The following is a 15,526-nucleotide window of genomic DNA, read 5'->3' as shown; positions in this document are numbered from 1 at the left end:
TCGCTCCGATCCCTTCAATCTCTATATTCCCCCTCTCTCATGGCACAACAACGACGTCGCAAAAGACAAACCAACTCCTCGCCCGCCAAGGGCCTCATCATCGGCGCAACCGGATTGATTCTCGTCGGCGGAATTGCGATGATTGCATCCCGCTCGTTGAGTGGCGACACCCCGGACCGCCAGACACCACTGCCGGTGCTCGATTATTACAACAACTCGGAAAACCTGCGCGGCAACGTCTACTCGCTGCAAGGCACCGTGAAGCACCGCGACCGCATCACCGGAGATTCCCAGTTGATTACACTGATGGTACAAACCCCATCAGAAGAGCGCCCAATGCCTGTGATCATCCCTGGCGACATCGGTGCCACCAACATCGAACCGGGCTTCGTTCTCAACATGATCGTCGAGGTCAATGCTGAAGGCATCCCTCAGGCGACCAAGATCCTCGAACTTTAATTCCCATCCCCAGGTCCTCATGATGAACCCACTCAAAACTTCCGCGACTCTGGGCACCGCCGCCCTTCTGGCTGCCGGCTCTCTTCACGCCCAGGTCTTCCCCGCCCCGACGGCACCTGCCTCGCAACCACAGGGAGGCAATGGCAACACGACCATCGTCAACCAACAACAGCCCCAGAGCGGTCCGGCAACGCCATTCGGCAACGAAATTCCTGTGTTCGACGCCTCTACGGAGAACGTCATGTTCAACGGCAACACGTGGAACGTAAACGACCAGCGCGTGTTCGCCGCCCGCATCGAAAGCTATCTCAACACGCCACCGGTCGAGATCGATCTGGCCAAAGAGTACTACGAAACGCTGGGCGCCATTCCAGCCCTGCTCACCCACGGCGGCATCAGCGAGCGCAAGGCCAACTACCCGAAAGCCCTGGCACTGCTCAAAAAGGCATCGGAGTACAAGACGATCGACAATGGGATCAGCTCGACTCTCTACAACCACGTCTTCCAGATCTGGCTGGTCAACCGCGACATCTCCAGCATGCAACGCGAACTGGCCCAGATCGACAAGGCCCAAAAAGACCTGCAATGGCGCGGCGACATGAAGGCCACCGAGCTCCCGCTCACCGGCCAGCAAAACGGCAGCGGCAATGACAAGCAAGGCGGAGGCGGCCCTCCGGCCGGCGTTGGCACACAGTCACTGCTCTACCAGGACATCATCCTTGAGCGCAGCGAAAACGTGGCGCGCAAGAAGCTCCTCCAAGCTCAGCAGAAGACCGCCGAGATCAAAGCCAAGACGGAGTACCACGTGTTCATGGCGCAGCTGTTCCTGCAGCGTCGCTTCGAGCACTGCGTGATCGCCGGCCGCTTCTACAACCACATCTTCAACGACGGCGAAGCCACGCTGAAGCTCAAGAAGAACTCGGATGTGGGCAAGTTGTTCTCCGACACGCTCGGCGGGAGCCCGACCGTCAGCACGCTCGACGGCATGGCCAATGAGTCGATCGGCGAAGTGAAGTCGAAGATGCGTGCGGTGGACTACCTCGTTTCGCAAAACGAACTGTGGAGCGCCTACAAGCGTTTGCAGGAAGCGTTCATCATTGGCGAGTACCTCGAGCCCGTGCGCCTTTATGACTTGGGCAAAAAGCGCAAGCTGCACAAGTTCGCCCAAAAGCGCTACCGCCTCCTCAACGCCATGAGCGCAAAAGACTACGGCAGCGCCGAGGAGCTTTTGAAAGAGCTCTACGAGGCCGCTCCAGACTTTGACGGCGCGAAGGAGGAATCCTGGATCAAGTCGCAGATGCTGGCTTCCAACATGGCTCTCAAGAAAGCTCAGAACTTGTTCTTCCAGAACAAAACCGAGGATGCGGAGCAGCAGGTCAAAACCGCGGTCGAGATCTGGCCGAGCAATCCGAACCTCGACGAGTTCATCGACCAGACCAGCGACCAACTCGGCGAAGCAAAGTTGCGCAACGACTACGAGCGCCTCAAAGCGGAAGGCAACTACGACATGATCGTGCAGGACATCGGCCAATACCTCGCCGCGTTCCGCAACGACGAAGCCAAGCTCAAGGAGATCAACGAAGTCGCCACCAACGCCAGCGAGATCCGTCAGGCAATCGAACTTTCAAAGCGCGCCGAGTCCAGCTCGTCGCCATTCGCCGAGTTCGCCGCCTGGGAGGAGATCCAGATCCTGCGCAAGCGCTTCCCAACCGACAGCAAGCTCGCCTTGCGCTCGGAAGAACTGACACAGCGCGTCGCGGTCTTCGCAGACACCTTGCGCCAGGCCAAGTTCCATGAACAACGCGGGCGCCGTGGCTCTGCTCTTGCTCATTATATGAAAGCCCGCCAGGCCTATCCCGACAGCAAGATCGCCCGTGACGGCGTGGAGCGCATGATCGATCAAGTCATGCAGCAAGGCTCAAACACCGACACCTACGTCCCAGCGGACAACAATTCGTCTGCACCTGTCGATCCGTTCTAATACCAAGCTGACCGTTCATTCGGTCCCATGAGTCACAGCTCATTTCCAATCGCCCCGCCGGTCCCTGACCGCGGGGCGTTCTTTTTATCACCCGCCTCCCCTTCAGGCGCCACCGCTTCGCCGGAGCGGTAGTCTAGACACAAAAAATCCCCGCCGGTTCAGGATCCGACGGGGATAAACTTTACTTAGAGGTAATGGAATCTCTGAGGCTTACGCCTTCTCTCCTTCGGCCTGCCACTTGGAGGAGGCACGCTCAATGCCATCGAGACCAAGATACTGGCGACCTTCTTTCTCGACCATCCCGCGGGAGACGAGGTTCTGGAGCTTCTCATACGCACGCAAACGAAGCATTTCTTCGCCGCCGCTCACTGCGTTTTTCTTCTTCAAGTTGTCGTAGACCTTCTGGAAAAGGTCGTTAAAGTGAAGGAATTCGGTTTCCTCAGAGAGCACTACTACGAGTTCGTCCGTAACATGATCAGGAACACGACGGGAGAATCTCTTCTTTCTTGCGGTTGCCATAAGTGTTTGGACATTAGCACAAACTAGAGAATTGGCGATGAGTTTTTTGCTTGTCCCAACGATTCTTCCTCGGCAATGATGGAAGGCTGTACCTGACTTTGACCTATTCAGTCCAAACATTGTTCCCCAATGCCCGCCGTCAGCGAGCCCTGACAATGGCAGGAAAAACTCGCAGTTTTCATCAAGAGGCGCACCGCACGACCCGTTGACCTTCAACTCTATTCGGGTTCAAAATCTGCGGATCCCGGCGGACCCCGCCCGTCCGTCTTCACTGACACACTCACGTACCAATCCCACACCACGGGCTCACACAGGGAGCGCATCGGCTCGGGAACGTGCGCTACAGGGCTCCCTGCAAAAAAAATCGCACGGCAGCCGATCAAACGCATCTTACTGCGCATAAGCAAGGCACACATCTGCTCGTCCGGACGCATCCCCCAACGAACCCGGATTCCCCATTGTCGAATGCAGCAGTCTCGCTATGGTACTGACTCTATGCATGATCTAGGTCTCATTGGACTCGGCAACATGGGTCGGGCACTCACTGACGGATTCCTCGCCAATGGAGCGCTCACCCCGCCACAACTCGCTGTATTCACCCGTACCGAAGAGAAAGCGCAAGACTACGCCGCCACCACCGGCTGCACTGCGGTGGCCTCACTGGCCGAGCTGGTCAACTCCTCGTCCGCCTTGCTCGCTGCGGTCAAGCCATACCAAATGCACGAGGCGCTCAGCGCCGCTCTCGACGGCGTCACCGAATCAAAACTCGTCATCTCTGTCGCTGCCGGCGTCACGTGTGACACACTTTCCGCGTCAGCCGGAGCGAACCACCGCATCGTCCGCGTAATGCCTAACACGCCATCGTTGATCGGAGCGGGAGCCTCAAGCATCACAGCAGGCCCGAACGCAACCGAGGACGACCTCGCTTTTGTCGAGAAGCTCTTCTCGTCGGTCGGCATCTGCGTCACCGTCCCAGAAGACAAGATTCACGCCGTCATTGGCGTGAGCGGAAGCGCCCCCGCCTACGTCTACACCTTCATCGAGGCACTCGCAGACGGCGGTGTGGTACAAGGGCTCTCGCGTGCTGACTCTCTCAAGCTCGCCGCCCAAACCGTTCTCGGCGCCGCACGTATGGTCCAGGAATCCGGCGACCACCCAGCGGTGCTGCGCGACGCTGTCGCAAGCCCGGGTGGCACGACAATTGCCGCCATCCACAGCCTCGAGCAATCCGGCCTGCGCGCCGCAGTGATTGACGCCGCAGCCGCTGCCGCCAATCGCTCGCGCGAAATGTCTCGACCATCGAATTAAGTTCGCACTAAATCACCAGCGACGCGCTCCTGAGCCGCACCAGCCCAATCCCCCGATGCCAACAGCTACCAACACAGCACAACACCGCATCGTCCTGATCGACCCCGAGGAAGAGTTTCTCCTCTGGGCGGGCAAACACCTGCAGGCTCCGGACCTTCGGATCGACACGTTCCAGCGCACTGAAGAGGCGCTTGCCTCGTGCAAGAAGGACCCACCGTCGCTGGTGATTGCCGAATATGCGCTCCAGCCGTTCAACGGAGTGGAGTTGCTCAAAAAGCTGCGCCTGCAAACGCCGAAGACACTCGTCATCCTCACCACAGGAATCCCGCCGAACTCCGCGGTGATCGAGACGATGCGACTTGGTGGCTACGACTTCCTGCGCAAGTCCGCCCTCCCATACGAACTACGGCCCACGGTCGAATCGGCCCTGCAAACCATTGAGGAAATGGCAGCGGAGCCGGCAGCAAAGAGGCAAAAAGCCGTCGACCCCCAGGAAGCACTCGGCAATGTGATCATCGGCGAGTCTCCGGCGATCCAAAACGTGCTCAAGATGATCGGTCGCGTGTCGCGATCCGACGCCCCCGTCCTCATCACCGGGGAATCCGGCTGCGGCAAGGAAGTCGTCGCCAAAGCGGTACATCAGTTTTCCACCCGCGCGGCCAAGCCATTCGTTGCCATCAACTGCGCGGCCATCCCGGAGACCCTCCTGGAGAGCGAGCTCTTCGGCCACGAGAAAGGTGCCTTTACCGGCGCAATGCAGCAACGCATCGGCCGCTTCGAACAAGGCAATGGCGGCACGCTCTTCCTCGACGAGATCGGCGAAATGCCCATCCTCGTCCAAAGCAAACTACTGCGTGTCCTCCAGGAAGCCGAGTTCTCCCGCGTTGGCGGCAATCAGACCCTGAAGGCGAATGTCCGCGTGGTGGCCGCCACCAACAGGGATCCAGAAGGCGCAATCGCCGCCGGTACATTCCGCGAGGACCTCTACTACCGACTCAACGTGGTGCGCATCCACATCCCGCCACTGCGTGAGCGGACTGACGACATCAAGCCCTTGGCCGAGCACTTCCTCCATCGGATCTCAGCCACCCGCAAAGGTCCCACATTGCGCTTCTCGCTCGGCGCCATGCACATGCTGCAGAACTACAACTGGCCAGGCAACGTGCGCGAACTCGAAAACGTCGTGCAGCGCGCCGCCGTGCTCGCCACGGGCAATATCATCATGCCCCGTGACTTGCCGATCAAAGACGGCGACGCCACACCAGCCGCAGCTCCCGCCGCCTCGCTCGACACCCCATTGCGCCAGCTCATTGAGGAGCAACTCAGCAGCAACCCGGATACCCCGCTGATCGAAACCCTGCGCAAGCTCATCACCCCGGCCGTAGCCGACCTCACGCCGGACGCGGAATCCGCAGCCAAACATCTGGGCGAATAGCCCGACGCACGCTCCACCTCCAGCGAGCGAGCCGCCGCACTCGATACGGAACATACTCCAGCCCCATCGCTGCGGGAGGCAGTGAGCGCTCCAATAGATTTGGCGCACTCTGCAACACTCCATGGTGCGGAACGCACCTCTCATACCTTTTGAACGGTCATATGGTATTAGTGCCACTCGCCCCGGCCCTAAAGGGCACTAACTTAAGCCTCATCGTCGTCAACTTCTCCCTGCAAGGGAGACGCAAACCAGCCCAGGGCGACGGGAGCCTCCGGCGACCACACCCTGGGATATCCCGCGCCCACGCAGTCGAGGCCAAGCCTGAGACACCGCCGAAGCGCATCACCCACCCGCCGGCCGATCCCGACACGACGATGCACTCTAAATCAGTGCCCTCCCCCCTGTCCCGACGAGACATTTCACGAGCTCCACAAAAAGGGAGCCACCGCATCACGCAATGGCTCCCTTGAAATCATACGAGCATCAACCAACGGCCTACCTGGCCTCGATGATCTCGCGGTACGGTACTTTGATAAAGTACAGGTACCCGTGCTGCCCTTCGTAGAAAACGCCGAGGTAGTTTTTATCGATCGGGTAGATCGCCGAATACCCCATGCAGCCCCTCTGGTCATAAAGCAGCCCGTCCGACCAAGAGTCGCCATTATCGCGCGAGTACTTGAGCGTCATCTTGCTCCGGTTGCCCGCATTCGGGTTGGAGAAGAACATCACGTGACGGGCACTCGTGCCCAGGTTGTACTTTCCAGCTTCGTTGAACAACGACACCATAATCGCCTGACACACCGGCTGACGCAGCTGCCCCTTCTTCGACTTCACGCTGTCGTGCTTCTCCCACGTTTCGCCAAGGTCGTCGGTCACGCCCACCTGACGCAGTCCCCCAGCGCCTTCACGCGTGTTGAGCATCAGATCGCCATTGGACAACTCAGCCACCGTGGACTCCGAGCCACCGAACTCCATCGCTTTGGAGCTCGTCCAGGTCTTGCCGTTGTCTTTCGAGTAAACCAGCACGCCCATGTGCTTGGCACCCCAGATCTGGCCAGGAAACACCAAGGTGCCGTCACGCATGCAGATCCCGTTGCCAGGGCCTTGGAACAAACATCCCCACTCCTTGGTGTCCGGGTCATCGAGACGCTTCACATCTGCGGTAATGTTGATCGGATCCGACCACGTCACACCTTCGTCGTCGCTGTAGGTAAGAACGAACTGTCCACAGTTCGACGGATCAGCCGAACCCAGCTCGCTCTTCCAAATCGGGTGACCGGTCTTCGGAGCCGCGAGTCCCGCAATCCAGATGCGGTTGTTGGATTCATCGAGCAGAATCGCAGGATCCCCCACGCCATGACCGATGCCAGGTAGATCGCGTGCATTAATGCAGGTGATCACGTCCGACCACGTCTGACCGCCATCGCGCGACGTACTCACCGCCACATCGATGTCCGCCGGGAGATCGCCATTGTGGTGGTAGCGGTTGTCAAAGGTCGCGACGATCGTCCCCTTTTTCGTCACCACCATCCCTGGAATCCGCGAGAACTTGGAGACGCGCTCCTCGAGCACTTTTCGAGATTCCGTCTTCTGCACCTTCACAGGGAAACTCGGATAGGTAATTGCCACACCAATCCGCTGCTTGCTCGCCGCATCGTCCAGGCGGAAGCGCTTCGTTGTTGGAGTCTTTGCATCGGTCACCTCTAACTCGACAAATCGCTCGATCGGAGCCTCTGGCTTCAGCTTTACGCTCACCCACAAATGGTTGTCTCCTTCCTGAAGATCAACCTCCTCACACTTGATCATGGCGCGTCCTTTGCGCACGTCACTGCCAGCGATTGCCCCAAGAAGCGCTTCCGGCTTCGGATCCACATTGTCCCGCACCGCGCCGCTCTTGTCATCGATCACCGCTTTGTAAACGGCAATCTCTTCGATGAACTGGGGATTCACTCCCCCCACCTTCATCGCGAAGGAAATCTCCGTCTCCGCCTGATCCAGCTTCACATTCATCCCGAGCACTGGGTTGAAGTCTTTGCGGATCATCACAGGAATGGTCACCTCCCGCACATCGATTTCTTCAATCTCCGCCTGCAACGGCGACGCACTCAATGCCATCAACGAAACCACACCCAAGGTCGCACAGCCCGTTAGGCACTTGGTAATAAACGAACGATCTTTCATAACTTATCAATCAATCCAGCAAGTAGCGCGACAGCGCCAATGGCACCGTTGCCAAAGCTGCAATCACACGCACCCGCCCGAGTTATAACGGCCCAGCTACGTTGGAAACCAGAGATTCTCTCCACTGATCCAGCCACCTCACCTGGTCTTATCTTCAGACCAGAAAACTACCACCCGTCCGATCAGCTGTGGCACGTTGGATTTCTCTACAAAAAAAACGCCCACCGGTCGACATGCGACCGATGGGCGGGTGATAAACTAGTCAGGTCTAGCGAGCGCCTGACTTAGACGTTCTTCGACAAGCCCTGGAGCTTGAGACGGAGAGCGTTCAAGTGGATGAAGCCGGTAGCGTCGTCCTGGTTGTATGCCTGTGTTGGATCTTCCTCCATGGTTGCGATATCTTCGCTGTAGAGGCTGTTAGGCGAGCGACGACCAGCGCAGATCACGTTGCCCTTGTAGAGCTTCACGCGCACTTCACCGGTGACGGACTTCTGAGTCTCGGTGACGAGAGCCTGCAGGGCTTCGCGCTCAGGAGCGAACCAGAAACCGTTGTACACCATCTGCGAGTAACGAGGAATCAACTCATCGCGAACGAGCATCGCTTCACGGTCGACCACGAGGGTCTCGAGATCACGGTGAGCTTCGAACATGATGGTACCCGCTGGGGTCTCGTAGATACCGCGGCTCTTCATGCCGACGAAGCGGTTCTCGACGATGTCGACACGACCCACACCGTGCTTACCGGCGAGGAAGTTCAAAATCTTCATCACACCGTATGGAGTGAAGAGCGTGTAGCCGTCCTTTTCACCGGTCGAGCTCACGCCGACCTTGGCTGCGTAGTCAGCAATACCATCCACCTGAAGGCCGACGATGTTGCCTTTTTCAAAGAGCAACTGAAGGTACTCGGCCTGATCCGGAGCTTCCTCTGGAGAGGTGGTGAGCAGGTACATGTCGCGGTCGGCAGGAGTCGAACCGTCGTACCATGGATCTTCAAGCACGCCGCTCTCGTAGGAAATGTGAAGCAGGTTGCGGTCCATCGAGTAGGACTTCTTCGCGGTGGCCTGCACTGGAATGTTGTGCTCGGCTGCGTATGCGATCATCTGCGCACGGCCTGGGAACTTGTCGCGGAAGACCTGCATGCGCCATGGGGCGATGATTTCGATGTCCGGAGCGAGCGCGGCGACGGAAAGCTCGAAACGCACCTGGTCGTTGCCTTTGCCGGTTGCACCGTGAGCGATCGCGGTGGCACCCACTTTGCGTGCGTATTCGACCATGCCCTTGGCGATGCATGGACGGGCGATGCTGGTTCCAAGAAGGTAGCGGCCTTCGTAGATCGCACCTGCCTGGAACATTGGGTAAATGTAATCCGCTGCGAACTCCTCGCAAAGGTCGTCGATCAAGCACTCGGTCGCGCCGGTTTTGATCGCCTTTTCTTCGAGGCCTTCGAGCTCTTCTTCCTGGCCCACGTTGGCGCAGTAAGCGTAGATCTCAGCGTTGTAATGTTCCTTGAGCCAGGTCACGAGCACCGATGTGTCGAGACCACCCGAATAAGCGACAACAATTTTCATGTGATGGTAGTGGGTTGGGAATGGATTCCTGCGCGCCCGGCAACGGGCGCCTGTGATTCAACCGCCGGGCCTCAACCCGTCAGTCCACTGCCTATCATTGCGCATCCCTGTCATCCTGCAACAGAAGAGCGAGTACAATATGCCCATCTCCCCACTTTGGACCACGAACAAAGAACGGACGGCCCGGACGCAGCGATACGGACGCTTTCATCAGCACGTCCTTTTGCTGCCAAACCTGTAGCATTGCCTTGAGCGCACCATCCTCGGCACGGCCGAGAGAGTCGAGCTTGATGAAGAAGACATCCGAGGGCAGCACCCACGAATCGTACTCACGCAGCACATCCTGAGTGGCAGCTCCGAGCAATCGATAATCTTCCGCGTGCAGAGCCTCGACTTGCTTCATGGTAGCGACCAACTCCGCTGCCAGTTCTGTCGGCACTTCCCCCTTCTGCTGAGCGTCGGCCGCGCTACCGGCAAAAAACAACCCCGACCAAACCACCGCGTCGGTCTCCATCCGGGCTTCGGCCAGCGGCTGGGCACCCGCGCCATCATCCGCCACTGGGTCCGCCAGAGCTGCAGGGCTCCACATCGACACCGCGGCCAATGCTGTGAAAACAAGCTTTCGTCCCGTACTCATCGTTTTCGCAAAAAGTCGCGCCATGCTTAGTTCGGTTTCCCGCCCTCCTCTGGTTCATCCGTTCCTGTGACCTCCGTCTCGCCAGACTTCCTCAACTCGGCCCACATGCCGCGGTCGAGCGAATCACGGCCAAAGCCGGAAATCTGCATCGAAGCATCCACCTCCGGCAGCCCTTCGAGAACAACCACCTGCGCGTCCGCACCGGACTCATAATAGGAATTTACCACCACTTCGTCCCGTGGCGCGTAGACCCGGGGCTTCTCATCCACACTTGCCATGACCGGCGCCACGGCCTGCCCCTCTCTGCTCTGCTGTTGGTCGTTCTGATAGCGGATCGTAAGTACCGCCGCAGTCACAGCAACCGCTGCCGCAGCAATCGGAGGAATCACCAACCGCATCCAAGGCAGTTTGGTAACCGTTGCCGCCGGAGCCTGCGAATCAGCAGGACCAATCGGCTGGCCGCTTGATTCTGCATCGATCCGTCGTTCCAACTGATGCATAAAGAACTCGGCCGCCGGAATCTCGTCTGGCACACCCTGTGTCGCGCCCACCGCGCGCCCGGCAGCCCGCATCGCCTCAAGTTCATCGCGCTCCGCCGGGTTCTCATCCAACCAGGCTTCCAGCTGACGCAGTTCATCGGGCGGCAAGGTGCCGTCAATCCATTCGGCTAGCTGTTGTTCGGTAGGCTTCATTGATCAGGTGAGGTGGGATGCGAAGGTATGTCGGATCGGATTCCGGAATTATTCAAAAGGAGTTCACTTTTCTGGCGTGCCTGTGGGCATCGAGAGTCCGCTATCGGCTAGCAGGTCACGGTAAGGTTCGAGCAGTTGACGCATTTTCTTTCGTGCGTAGAACAACCGCGACATCACTGTACCGGTGGTGCAGTCCATGACACCGGCGATTTCTTCGTACTTCAATCCCTGCACCTCGCGCAAAAGCAAGGCCTGGCGGTGGTCATCGCTCAACTGCTGCATCAATGATGCGATCAACGCACGCAAATCCCCACGATCGGCCAATTCATCCGGAGAATCGGATGCCCTTGGAGCGGTCGGTGCGGAAGCTTCCATTCGGTCCGGCCTCAACAAAGATTCGTCCAACTCATCCCCCCCCCCGGGGCCACCCCGGCTCTTGCGCGCACGCAGGAAATCGTAGGTCACATTGTGAGCGATGCGGTAGAGCCACGTCGAGTAACGCGAACGCCCCTCGAACCCGGGCAACCCTCGCCAAACCTTGACGAACGTCTCCTGGGTAAGATCCAACGCATCCGCCTCGTTGCGCACCATGTTCACGATCACCCCGTACACCCGCGCCCTGGAATGCTCGACCAAGTGGTGAAATGCCTGGCGATCCCCGGACCGCGCGGCGTCCAGCCAGCGCTCGGCTTCGTCAAACCCATCATCGCCCACAGTGCCCCCACCATTGGATTGCGCATCCATCGGAGATTGAAGCACAAGGTGGCGGGCAAATGAAATCAAAGAGGTCATGACGAGGCGACGGGAGTCCGGCTCTTATAATCAGACATCGCTCCAACTGTCTAGCCCGGGTCGGAAATTCCTCATCTCACCGGCGCTGAAATCCCTCCGCACCTCAACAGCCCACCATACCCCGCGAAAACTTTACCTTTCCAAATAATCCGATCCTTGACTAGAAATGGGCCGCGGATCGGACAATGATACGCACTCATTCCCCATCCGGCTCCAACACCAATCCTCCATGGCGGCAAGAACCAGCAAAAAACGCACGACGCGAAAAACCAGCCCCGGGCGCCCTCCCAAGAGCACCGAAGAGCATGGTTCCTCCGCAGCCAAGAACGATGCGGTGGCGGTTCTGATGATCGGAGTCGCGCTTCTGCTTTTCCTCGGACTCGTGTCCTTCGACACCGGAGACCTTCCGGCATGGACCAAGCTCAACAAGTACTCGGAACCCGTCTCCCCTGCGGAGAACTTCGTTGGCCCGGTCGGGGCCTTGGCGGGACTCGCGCTTTACCTGCTCTTTGGAGCGTCGGCATTTTTGATTCCCGCGGTGATGGTCTGGTTTGGCGCTGCCAAACTGATCGCTCACATCCGCATCGGACCGCGCATGTTGACCGGGGCGGCGGGACTCATCCTGTGCAGCTGCGCTCTATTGCACCTGCAACCCTACTTCCTACAGGAGAAGAACACAGTCTTCCACAAGCTCACCGCCACTCCGGGAGGGATGTTTGGCGAGCTCATTGGCGGCACCATCCTGCAAGCGCTTTTGGGCACAATTGGCGCATCATTAGTACTCGCCATGCTTTACATGGTGTGCCTGATCTTGCTCACCGGATTTCATCCGTTGACCTTCATGCACCAACTTGGCGGCGCGATCCGCAGCGGACTGGCGTGGATTAACACAACCCTTGCCGAGCGCTCGGAACGTCGTGCAGACCGCCGCGAGCGCATCCGCCAAGCGTTGCAAGAAGAAGAGGAAGATGCCGATATCGTAGAGCCTCCAAAACCTAAGCGAAAGCGCGCCCCGCGCAAAAAGAAGCAGCCTGAACCCGAGCCGATCCCCGAAGACGATTCATTCGCCGACGACGAGGACGACGACGCACCAACCGAAGAGCTGCCTCTCAAGTACGCACCGAAACGCAAGATCATCGACGCCTCGACCCGCCGGTCGAACAACGGCGTCTCCCAAACAGGAAAACTTGAGTTCACCAACCGCCCTGCCGCAGGACTCGAGAGCGCAGAGTTCCCCAACTACGAACTGCCACCGCTCTCGTTGCTGAGTTACGACGAAGACGCCGCAGCATCTCCTGCCGACACCAGCCAACTGACCGAAACTCAGGACATCATCGTCGACACACTCTCGACCTTCGGTATCGAAGTCACGCCTGGCGACATCACCCGCGGCCCGACCATTACCCGCTACGAAATCTACCCAGGCCGTGGCTTGCGCGTGAACCGAATCACCGCACTCGAAGCGGACCTGGCCCGCGCCACCCGCGCCGAGCGCATCAACATCATCGCCCCAATCCCGGGCAAGGACACCGTTGGCATCGAGATCGCCAACGACGACAAGACTCTGGTCCAGTTGCGCGAGCTGCTCGAGGACGAAAAGTTCTCCGACCCGAAGAAGCGGATCCCATTGGCCCTTGGCAAAGACGTCTACGGCAATGCCGTGATCGGCGACTTGGCCGCCATGCCTCACTTGCTGGTGGCTGGTGCCACCGGTGCAGGTAAGTCGGTCTGTATCAACTCGATCATCACATCGATCCTCTACAAGTTCTCACCGGACGACCTGCGCTTCATCATGATCGACCCCAAGGTCGTGGAAATGGCGGACTACAATGTCCTCCCCCACCTCGTGGTGCCTGTGGTCAACGACCCGAAGAAGACACTGCTCGCGCTGCGCTGGGTGGTGAACGAAATGGAGCGCCGCTACCAAATGTTCGCCAAGGTCGGGGTGCGTAACTTTGAGACGTTCAACAAACGCGAGCCGGTCAAAAAGGACGTTCCCGCCAACGAATTCGAAATCGAAGAACCAGAAAGCGAAGAAGTCGACGAGGACGCCATCGAAGATCTCGCCCGCGCACTGGAAGAAGGTGATATCACCCCACCCGATCCGGAAGAAGACGACCTCTTCAACGAAGACGCCCCGATCCCAGATCGGATCCCTTACATCGTTGTCATCATCGACGAGCTTGCCGACCTGATGCAGACCGCACCCGCAGAGGTCGAACAGGCGATCGCCCGTATCGCGCAGAAAGCCCGTGCCGCAGGCATCCACCTCATCGTCGCCACCCAGACCCCGCGCGCCGACGTCGTGACCGGCATCATCAAGGCTAACATTCCAACCCGTATCGCATTCCAAGTGTCGTCCAAGATCGACTCGCGGGTGATTCTCGATACCTCTGGCGCCGACAAACTCGTGGGCAAAGGGGACATGCTCTTCCTGCCACCGGGCTCGGCGAAACTCGTTCGTTCCCAGGGCGCATTCCTCGACGACGAGGAAGTACGCGCACTCGTGGCCCACTGCGCATCACAGGGTGAGCAAAAGTTCGAGGAGACCATTCAGGAAGCCATCGACAACCCGGATGCGAGCGAGGAAAGCGTCAGTGACGAAGACGAGGAGTTGATCGAACGCACATTACAGATCATCGCCTCGGACAAGCGGGCCTCCACCTCGCACATCCAGCGCCGCCTCGGCATCGGCTACAACCGCGCCGCACGCATGATGGATATCCTCGAACAACGCGGAGTCCTAGGCCCAAGCGAAGGCGCCAAACCCCGCGAAATCCTCGTAGACCTCAGCCGCTACGCGTAGCGCGATCAGCGCATGCCCGAGAAGAGGAGTCCGCAGATGCTCAGGATGAGCAAGGATTTCCATAACTCTCCGCAGATAGACAGGATGATGAGGATTATGGTCCCAAGGGCTTGCTCCCCACAGACCTGAAAAGGACTTCCCCTATCTTCTCCATCCTGCTCATCTGCGGACCAACCCAAGTGTCGGGTCCGCAGATGTTCACGATGAGCAAGATTTTCGTTACTATCCGCAGATAAGCAAGATGCTAGGGATTTGGATTCAATGCCCCCCCCCCAAACATCAAGGGCCAACATCCCACATCTTTCACATTCTGCTCATCTGCGGACCAACCCAACTGTCGGGTCCGCAGATGTTCCCGATATGCAAGATTTTAGTTACTGTCCGCAGATAGCCAAGATGGTAGGGATTTGGATTCAATACCCCCCCTTCCTAACATCAAGGACTGACATCCTATATCTTTCCCATCCTACTCATCTGCGGACTCTACTCTGCATCCTGATCCGTCTCGCCCGTCTGCGGACCAACCCAAGTACCCGGTTCGCAAATCATTTTTGTGGCGCAGGTGGCTCCTTCAGTTCATAGACTAGCCTTCGGTACTGCAGTGCCGGTGTCCCGAAGTTCAGCAGCAGTCCCCGGTTCAGTCCGGTCGCTTTGAGGTAATTGATCACCTGCGAATCATGCACCCCCTGAAGCTCTACCAGAGCCTTGGTCTCAACGATCACGGATTCGTAGCACAAGAAGTCCGCTCTGTAACTCACCCCAAGAGGCCTTCCTCGGTAGTTAATGGGAATCTCAACCTCCCTTAAAAACGGAATCCCACGAGCCAAGAACTCTTGCTCCAATGCCTGCTGGTACACCTGTTCCAGAAAGCCCCTCCCCAGCTCACTGTGCACCGCCATTGCCGCACCAATAATCGCATACGTTTCAGGATCGCCACCCGCCGACCGACTCCCCTTCAAAACTCCAGTCATAAAAACCAACTAACAAACCACATTACACAAAAACAGAAAAATCTCCCCAATCCCACACATCTGCGGAAGCTCCCTCATCATCCCCCTCATTCTGTCCATCTGCGGACACACAAATATCGCATCGACCGCAGAAAAAATACCCTCGCTGCACGTGGTGATCTGCGGTTGATGCTGGCG

At 58.3% G+C, this 15,526-nt stretch carries 12 protein-coding genes; 5 read left to right on the top strand and 7 right to left on the bottom strand.

Going from position 1 to position 15,526, the window contains the following annotated elements; genetic code table 11:
* Positions 1 to 39: 39 nt before the first annotated feature.
* Positions 40 to 459 carry a hypothetical protein gene (locus G3M56_RS08285; protein ID WP_164361962.1) on the top strand — a complete coding sequence of 140 codons (420 nt, stop codon included), beginning with the start codon at positions 40 to 42 and terminating at the stop codon, positions 457 to 459.
* A gap of 19 nt (positions 460 to 478) precedes the next feature.
* Positions 479 to 2,440 carry a hypothetical protein gene (locus tag G3M56_RS08280; RefSeq protein ID WP_164361960.1) on the top strand — a complete coding sequence of 654 codons (1,962 nt, stop codon included), beginning with the start codon at positions 479 to 481 and terminating at the stop codon, positions 2,438 to 2,440.
* A gap of 210 nt (positions 2,441 to 2,650) precedes the next feature.
* On the opposite strand, the gene G3M56_RS08275 is transcribed toward G3M56_RS08280, so the two are convergent.
* On the bottom strand, positions 2,651 to 2,959 hold the full coding sequence (locus tag G3M56_RS08275; protein ID WP_164361958.1) for a hypothetical protein: 309 nt from the start codon (positions 2,957 to 2,959) through the stop codon (positions 2,651 to 2,653).
* A 495-nt stretch (positions 2,960 to 3,454) separates the two neighbouring features.
* On the opposite strand from G3M56_RS08275, the gene proC reads away from it, so the two are divergent.
* Complete coding sequence (gene proC, locus G3M56_RS08270; RefSeq protein ID WP_164361956.1) at positions 3,455 to 4,267, top strand: pyrroline-5-carboxylate reductase; 813 nt, start codon at positions 3,455 to 3,457, stop codon at positions 4,265 to 4,267.
* A 55-nt stretch (positions 4,268 to 4,322) separates the two neighbouring features.
* A complete protein-coding gene (locus G3M56_RS08265; protein ID WP_164361953.1) occupies positions 4,323 to 5,702 on the top strand; it encodes a sigma-54-dependent transcriptional regulator in 1,380 nt (459 codons plus the stop codon).
* Between the two features lie 495 nt (positions 5,703 to 6,197).
* Here G3M56_RS08265 and G3M56_RS08260 read toward each other — a convergent pair whose 3' ends face one another.
* The 5 genes from G3M56_RS08260 to G3M56_RS08240 form a co-directional block, all read right to left on the bottom strand.
* Positions 6,198 to 7,883 carry a sialidase family protein gene (locus G3M56_RS08260; protein ID WP_164361951.1) on the bottom strand — a complete coding sequence of 562 codons (1,686 nt, stop codon included), beginning with the start codon at positions 7,881 to 7,883 and terminating at the stop codon, positions 6,198 to 6,200.
* A gap of 284 nt (positions 7,884 to 8,167) precedes the next feature.
* On the bottom strand, positions 8,168 to 9,451 hold the full coding sequence (locus tag G3M56_RS08255) for an argininosuccinate synthase (protein ID WP_164361949.1): 1,284 nt from the start codon (positions 9,449 to 9,451) through the stop codon (positions 8,168 to 8,170).
* A 94-nt stretch (positions 9,452 to 9,545) separates the two neighbouring features.
* Complete coding sequence (locus tag G3M56_RS08250; protein ID WP_164361947.1) at positions 9,546 to 10,088, bottom strand: hypothetical protein; 543 nt, start codon at positions 10,086 to 10,088, stop codon at positions 9,546 to 9,548.
* 26 nt (positions 10,089 to 10,114) lie between these two features.
* Positions 10,115 to 10,780: an anti-sigma factor family protein gene (locus G3M56_RS08245; protein ID WP_164361945.1), complete on the bottom strand. Its 666-nt coding sequence runs from the start codon at positions 10,778 to 10,780 to the stop codon at positions 10,115 to 10,117.
* 63 nt (positions 10,781 to 10,843) lie between these two features.
* Positions 10,844 to 11,572: an RNA polymerase sigma factor gene (locus tag G3M56_RS08240; protein WP_164361943.1), complete on the bottom strand. Its 729-nt coding sequence runs from the start codon at positions 11,570 to 11,572 to the stop codon at positions 10,844 to 10,846.
* Between the two features lie 229 nt (positions 11,573 to 11,801).
* Between G3M56_RS08240 and G3M56_RS08235 the strand changes: the two genes are divergently transcribed.
* A complete protein-coding gene (locus G3M56_RS08235; protein ID WP_164361941.1) occupies positions 11,802 to 14,378 on the top strand; it encodes a DNA translocase FtsK in 2,577 nt (858 codons plus the stop codon).
* Between the two features lie 545 nt (positions 14,379 to 14,923).
* On the opposite strand, the gene G3M56_RS08230 is transcribed toward G3M56_RS08235, so the two are convergent.
* Positions 14,924 to 15,349, bottom strand: coding sequence for a GxxExxY protein (locus tag G3M56_RS08230; protein ID WP_164361939.1), 426 nt, complete (start codon positions 15,347 to 15,349; stop codon positions 14,924 to 14,926).
* Between the last annotated feature and the right edge of the window lie 177 nt (positions 15,350 to 15,526).

Source organism: Sulfuriroseicoccus oceanibius, from assembly GCF_010681825.2.
Lineage (GTDB): Bacteria > Verrucomicrobiota > Verrucomicrobiia > Verrucomicrobiales > SLCJ01 > Sulfuriroseicoccus > Sulfuriroseicoccus oceanibius.
Note: the sequence above shows the minus strand (reverse complement) of the source record. Positions and strands in the feature narration are given on the sequence as shown.

Excerpts from the sequence above, each read along its gene's own strand:
- G3M56_RS08250 (WP_164361947.1), bottom strand. The coding sequence starts at position 10,088 with ATGAGTACGGGACGAAAGCTTGTTTTCACAGCATTGGCCGCGGTGTCG.
- G3M56_RS08255 (WP_164361949.1), bottom strand. The coding sequence starts at position 9,451 with ATGAAAATTGTTGTCGCTTATTCGGGTGGTCTCGACACATCGGTGCTC.
- G3M56_RS08280 (WP_164361960.1), top strand. The coding sequence starts at position 479 with ATGATGAACCCACTCAAAACTTCCGCGACTCTGGGCACCGCCGCCCTT.
- G3M56_RS08240 (WP_164361943.1), bottom strand. The coding sequence starts at position 11,572 with ATGACCTCTTTGATTTCATTTGCCCGCCACCTTGTGCTTCAATCTCCG.
- G3M56_RS08230 (WP_164361939.1), bottom strand. The coding sequence starts at position 15,349 with ATGACTGGAGTTTTGAAGGGGAGTCGGTCGGCGGGTGGCGATCCTGAA.
- G3M56_RS08265 (WP_164361953.1), top strand. The coding sequence starts at position 4,323 with ATGCCAACAGCTACCAACACAGCACAACACCGCATCGTCCTGATCGAC.
- G3M56_RS08275 (WP_164361958.1), bottom strand. The coding sequence starts at position 2,959 with ATGGCAACCGCAAGAAAGAAGAGATTCTCCCGTCGTGTTCCTGATCAT.
- G3M56_RS08245 (WP_164361945.1), bottom strand. The coding sequence starts at position 10,780 with ATGAAGCCTACCGAACAACAGCTAGCCGAATGGATTGACGGCACCTTG.
- G3M56_RS08235 (WP_164361941.1), top strand. The coding sequence starts at position 11,802 with ATGGCGGCAAGAACCAGCAAAAAACGCACGACGCGAAAAACCAGCCCC.
- proC (WP_164361956.1), top strand. The coding sequence starts at position 3,455 with ATGCATGATCTAGGTCTCATTGGACTCGGCAACATGGGTCGGGCACTC.
- G3M56_RS08260 (WP_164361951.1), bottom strand. The coding sequence starts at position 7,883 with ATGAAAGATCGTTCGTTTATTACCAAGTGCCTAACGGGCTGTGCGACC.
- G3M56_RS08285 (WP_164361962.1), top strand. The coding sequence starts at position 40 with ATGGCACAACAACGACGTCGCAAAAGACAAACCAACTCCTCGCCCGCC.